The organism is Lactococcus sp. UBA7128 (assembly GCF_002492185.1).
Classification (GTDB): Bacteria; Bacillota; Bacilli; order Lactobacillales; family Streptococcaceae; genus Lactococcus; species Lactococcus muris.
In genome coordinates this window covers 1-5,749 of record NZ_DKXK01000002.1, presented here as the reverse complement: position 1 = coordinate 5,749, position 5,749 = coordinate 1, and the positions used below count along the sequence as shown (strand labels likewise).

The following is a 5,749-nucleotide window of genomic DNA, read 5'->3' as shown; positions in this document are numbered from 1 at the left end:
TGGCATACCACTCAAAGATGAAGACTGGCAAAATTTGCTTCACCCTTTCTTCCATATCCTTATCCTGATAGTTAGGCACCCCTTCTTCCAAATACTGCGCCACCAAAAGTTGATGCTTTTCAGCTGTCGCAGGTACAAATTTCCGTTTTTTCATGCTCTTAGTTTGGAATTGCGCCGCATCTTCTGCTTCAACAGCTTCAACAACATTTTTTGAGAAATCCTCTAAAATTGCTTTACTTTCAGGACGAAAGACAATCCTTGACTTGCCATATGATTTATAAGTGATGCTGATAGGGGGAAGTTTTTTAGTCTGATGCTCCAAGTTGTAGTTCATCGTCCACTGATCCACACTTTGGTTAAAAGCCTCAACTAAATCTTTCATTGCAAGCTTTACTGGAAATTGTAGACGTTTCATCCAAGATTCTAAGAGCTTGATAGCTAGTAACAAGCGGTGAGCTGCAGTCTCAAAGCCAATTCTAAGCGCATACATAGACGTATATTCATATTTCAAAACATCCAGTGGTGAAAAGAAAGCATTGGGATCCATCAAGTCCTCCATGATTCTTGATAAGCTTGAAAAAATTACAAACTGTTCTCGTGGATCGGTTATATCAAACTCTTCGATAAGTACTTTAGCACTGGCATGATGAATCACAGCACGTGGCGTATGAAACATCATTTCATGATAGTGCACTTCCTCATCTTCTTCCAAGTAAGAACCATAATCTTCTTCAAATCTACCTTTAGAAATGGAGTCACGCACGGACATCAACTCATTGTGCGTAGTCATAAAAGTATCAATCATGGGTTTAAAAGCAGTTTCATCACCAGAAATATTTTTAGCAAAACCTCGTTCTTTAAGCACCATCACTATGTGAATGCCGAGTTGTATACTGTCTGTAACCTTTTGAATGTCCGTGTCGTCTAGCAATTCAGTAAATGTAAAAGAAGCAACTGCCGTAAAGCTATCCATATCCATTTTATCCAAGGTAAGTAAGGTTAATGCATAATGATAGGTCACAAGTTCTTCAGTATATTCAGCCACTTCTTCTGCATCTAAAGCCCTATAATTATAGTCAGAATAAGTTTCAAAAGCCCTTTTAGCAATTTGTTTAGCCATTTTCTGGTCTTTTTTCATTTGACCAGGGCGGAAAACTTTTTCCCTGTGCTTGAAGTCTTCAAAACCAAGTATTGTTTCACGGAACTCTTGCAACTCTTTATCTGTATAATATATTTTCATGCCCTCTCCAAAATCACTTTGTCATTCATTACCTGTCTTGAACGACCATACTTGTTCTTTGTGTCACCTTCATTTTAAAATTTTTTATATTAAAATCAAAATAATTTACTTTAAATCAATACTATAAAAAGTTGCTAGAAGTAAAACTATGGAGTAATTAATACTGCTACTTTGCTGTAAAAGAATCAAAAAAGTGCTCCTTGAAGTCAAAATGGAGAAAAAGGAAAATCACTCAATTTTTTCACGAAAGCATAGCGTGGTTGAGTGACTTTTCCTTGATGAATTCTGGTTTATTTTGAATAAATTTAAACTTTTGTTCTAACTCTATATTTTTATTTTTTTACAATCATTTTGATGGCTTGATTAATTTTTTCCTCATGCAGTTCAGAATCCTCGCTTAAAAGGCAGTTCTTTAGATTTTCCGCAACAATCAGCCCAATCAAGTTGTCCAAACTTGAACGTACCGCAGTTAACTGAGTAACCACATCTATACAGTCTTTCTCACTCTCCATCATACGTAAAACGCCTTGGAGCTGTCCTTCTGCACGCTTCAAACGATTCATCATTTTTTTATCATACTTGTCCATAAAATCCCCCAAAAATTCCTGCTTTATGCTTTAGTAGTATATTTTAAAAAATCAAATGAAAAGTTGCATGTTTGCTTTTTCGCTGTCTCCTATAAATGTAGCAACACCACCATATTCAACAAAATCATAAAGTTCTTCCTTTTCGATTCCCATCAAGTCCATACTCATGGTACAAGCGACAAATTTCACTCCAAGATTATGGGCTTGCTCAATCAAGTCAGGCAGGCTGTCCACATTTTTCTGCTTCATGATGGACTTAATCATCCCTGTACCCATACCTCCCATGTTCATTTTAGAAATTTTGAGTTTGTCGGCCCCATTCGGTAACATCATATCAAACATTTTGGCCATGCCTGATTTTTGGACTTTCTTTTTCTTCAAGACCGAAAGCCCCCAGAAAGTGAAGAAGAGCGTGACATTTTTGCCATAAGCAGCAGCACCTGTCGCAATAATCATCGAGGCTAAGGCCTTATCCAAATCACCTGAGAAAACAACCATGGTCGCACCATCTTTGGTTTCAGTTAAGACAGCTTCCTCTGGTAAAGTGGGAGACTTTACAGTTGACGCACTTGCACCTTTAACAAGGGTTGCGACGACCTTATTTCCTTGAATTTTATTCTCTAACACTGTATTTCCAGTATTTTTCGCCCAAGCTTCGACATCCGCAGAAAAGCCAAAATCACTGGCTTGAACTTCTAACCTCTGACCCTCTTGCATTTTATCCATGCTTTCCTTAACCTTCAAAATAGGTCCAGGGCATTGTAAACCACAGGCATCAACTTCAATCAAGTCACTTGCTGGAGCGTGTGTGTCTGTTTTTCTCCATGCCCTATCAGTCGGCTTTATATCAATCTGACGTAATTCATACCTTGCATGTTTATAGGTTTTATAACCCCCATCAAGGTTCTTAACTTCATAGCCAGCCTGCATTAAAATGCGTGCTTCGTTATAACCGCGGTGTCCTACTTGGCAGTAAACATAAATGGTTTGATTTTTAGGAATCTCACTTAGACGGTCACGAATCTGATTAAGCGGTATTTGTTGACTGTTTTCTAGGGCCCCTGTCGCCAGTTCAAAGTCTTCACGGACATCTAGGAAATAGGCACCAGCAGCCAACAAGTCGTCAACTTCTGACCACTGGAAAGTCCGCACTTTGTTATTTATCATATTATCAACGGTATAACCAAGCATGTTGACAGGATCTTTAGCAGATGAATACGGCGGCGCGTAAGCCAGTTCGATAGAGGCAAGCTCTGTTGCCTTTGCACCAAAACGCATAGCTGTTGATATAACATCGATCCGTTTTTCCACCCCTTCTGTTCCCACGGCCTGAGCGCCTAGTATTTTTCCATCTGGCGCAAAAAAAAGTTTCAAAGCAATCGGAGCCGCTCCCGGATAATAACCTGCGTGTGAGTTGGGATGAATATGTACAGCATGGTATTCGATACCATGATGTTGTAATAAACGCTCGCTATTTCCAGTGCCTGCTGCGGTCAACTCAAATATCTTAGCTACAGATGTGCCCTGCGTGCCTGGATATGCTGCTGGTATACCGTTGATAATATCGGCAACTAAACGCCCTTGGCGGTTGGCTGGCCATGCTAAAGGAATATTTGTCGGATGACCATTGACCGCATCGACTACTTCAATCACATCCCCTATAGCATAGATATCTTGAAAGCTTGTTTCAAGTTGCTTGTTGACTTTAATGGCGCCTTTGAAGCCCAGTTCAACTCCTGCTTCTTTTGCCAGCGTATTTTCAGGAAGAACACCGATAGATAGAATCGTCATGTCCGTTGAAAGAACTTTACCACTGGTCAAGAGCAACTCTCGGCCCTCTTGGCGAAATTCTTTCAAGCCGTCATTCAAGATAAGATTTACTCCATGCATATTGATTTGGGCATGCAGCATTTGCGCCATTTCAAAGTCAATATTTGGCATAACTTGGGGTGCCATCTCAACCAGCTGGACTTTGATACCGAGCTCCACCAAGTTTTCCATCATCTCAAGACCGATAAAACCACCACCGATTACGGTTGCCGTCTGAACTTCATTCTCCTGAATAAAAGCTTTAACCAAGTCCATGTCGGGGATATTACGCAGGCTAAAAACATTCTTTGCATTGTCTAATCCCTCAATCGGTGGCACAATGGCTTTAGCCCCCGTTGAAATAATGAGTTTGTCAAAAGTTTCCTGATAAGTTTCGCCTGTCTGATGATTGAGCACACTGACCGACTTTTCCTTGGGATTGATGGCTGTCACTTCTGAAAAGTTGCGTACATCAAGTCCATATTGCTTATTCATGCCTTCAACGGTTTGCAAGAGCAGATCATCCCGTTCTTTAATGACTTCACCAACATGATAAGGTAAACCACAGTTAGCAAAGGAGATGTACTCTCCTTTTTCAAAAAGAATGATTTCATCGTCTTCATTGAGGCGACGGAGACGAGTCGCGGCCGTTGCGCCACCAGCAACACCACCAATGATCAAATATTTTTTTCCCATCTTTATACCGTTTTCCCTCTCCAAGCCATCATGCCGCCCTTAACATTGGTCACATCAAAGCCCTTTTTCTCCAATGTCTTATAGGCTTTTTTCGAACGTGCACCAGACTGGCAAATGACATAAACCTTAGTATTTGCCGGAGCTGTAAAAGTTTCGATTTGGCCCACGGGAAGATTTCTACTTCCTTTTATATGCCCTCTTGCGTATTCACCGGGCTCTCGTACATCAAGCACCTGTGTTTTATTTTCCTTAAGTTTCTCTGTGAGTTCATCCGCTGAGATTGAGCGGATTTTTCCAAAACCAAACATGCTTCATTCCTCCCTTGCTAAACAGCCTGTCCAAGCTGAAGTTCCACCAAGTACATTAGTCACATCAAGTCCCTTGGCCTCCAAAAATTCGCAGGCACGCTCAGATCGTGCACCAGACTGGCAGATAATATAGCTGCCATTTTTAATTTCGGAAAAGCGTTCTGTTAACTGACTCAGGGGAATATTTTTAGCTGTTGGCACAAAACCAGCTGTATACTCATAGCTTTCGCGGACATCGATCAAAGGCCTATCCTTAAGTAGGGCTTCATTAAGTTCTTGGACTGTAGCAGTTTTCATTTTCTCTCTCCTAAAGATTTTGATAAACCCATTATATACCCTATAGGGTATATTGTCAAATGAGACAACTTTGCAGAACGCCACTGATTTGCCACTGGTTCGGCGTTTTATGTCCCCCTTGAAAAAGAAATTGCTGTAAAAGAAAATGAACCAAAAATTTCTGTTCTCTTGGTTCATTTTCATTGCTTTTATTGATGGATGATAAGAGCGGGGCGGACGCCGCCATTGGCATTGCTACCGTCTACTCTAAAAGTGCCAAGCAGCCGACCAGGGGTGGTAGGCCAACCCACATCCCAAGCACGGCCTGAAGCACCAGGGGTACGCAGCCACCACCAGCTGTTACGTCCACCGACACGTGCCGCATGGTTTCGGAATGCCCTTTCATCAGTAGACAAGTGAACAACATCTGCCAGTGAAAGCGCAAAGGCTTGACGTGTTGAACCTCCAATTGTAGTTCTATCTGCTCTGACCTCATTAAATCTTTCTTCTTCCCATTCTGCTGGTATCCAACGATCACCAATCCAAGGTGCAACTGCCGCATCCTCAATAGCAGGAACTTCTGCTGGAATAGAAACAGGTTGCACTATAGCCTGAACAGCTGGCGTAAGATCATCATAGAAATCCTCTAAAACAGTCGGTTGATCATTAAAGGTCGTATTGCGTATCGCCTCATTCCGGATAATCATATGATTACCAGAACCCATGTTTTCAAGGTAGCGGTACTGCTCCCCGGCCATGGTAAAGATACGCCCCGGACGCATGGTCGAAAAGTCAAAAGCATCCGGTGCACTGTCTTCGTTAGGCAATGGGTT

Annotated in this window: 6 protein-coding genes; all 6 read right to left on the bottom strand. The window is 41.5% G+C overall.

All coding sequences use genetic code 11. The annotated features are described in order from the left end of the window. Window positions 1-1,240 (bottom strand): hypothetical protein (locus B4H39_RS00410; RefSeq protein WP_286927469.1); only part of this gene is annotated, 1,240 nt, incomplete at its 3' end. A gap of 332 nt (window positions 1,241-1,572) precedes the next feature. Then, complete coding sequence (locus B4H39_RS00405) at window positions 1,573-1,827, bottom strand: metal-sensitive transcriptional regulator (RefSeq protein ID WP_202230995.1); 255 nt, start codon at window positions 1,825-1,827, stop codon at window positions 1,573-1,575. Between the two features lie 51 nt (window positions 1,828-1,878). Continuing rightward, a complete protein-coding gene (locus B4H39_RS00400) occupies window positions 1,879-4,332 on the bottom strand; it encodes an FAD-dependent oxidoreductase (RefSeq protein ID WP_251422675.1) in 2,454 nt (817 codons plus the stop codon). Between the two features lie 2 nt (window positions 4,333-4,334). After that, on the bottom strand, window positions 4,335-4,640 hold the full coding sequence (locus B4H39_RS00395; RefSeq protein WP_251422678.1) for a rhodanese-like domain-containing protein: 306 nt from the start codon (window positions 4,638-4,640) through the stop codon (window positions 4,335-4,337). 3 nt (window positions 4,641-4,643) lie between these two features. Then, window positions 4,644-4,937, bottom strand: a complete 294-nt coding sequence (locus tag B4H39_RS00390; protein ID WP_251422681.1) for a rhodanese-like domain-containing protein — start codon at window positions 4,935-4,937, stop codon at window positions 4,644-4,646. A gap of 188 nt (window positions 4,938-5,125) precedes the next feature. Further along, on the bottom strand, window positions 5,126-5,749 hold a 624-nt coding region (locus B4H39_RS00385; protein ID WP_286927468.1), incomplete at its 5' end, for a DUF6273 domain-containing protein.

Excerpts from the sequence above, each read along its gene's own strand:
- B4H39_RS00390 (WP_251422681.1), bottom strand. The coding sequence starts at position 4,937 with ATGAAAACTGCTACAGTCCAAGAACTTAATGAAGCCCTACTTAAGGAT.
- B4H39_RS00400 (WP_251422675.1), bottom strand. The coding sequence starts at position 4,332 with ATGGGAAAAAAATATTTGATCATTGGTGGTGTTGCTGGTGGCGCAACG.
- B4H39_RS00395 (WP_251422678.1), bottom strand. The coding sequence starts at position 4,640 with ATGTTTGGTTTTGGAAAAATCCGCTCAATCTCAGCGGATGAACTCACA.
- B4H39_RS00405 (WP_202230995.1), bottom strand. The coding sequence starts at position 1,827 with ATGGACAAGTATGATAAAAAAATGATGAATCGTTTGAAGCGTGCAGAA.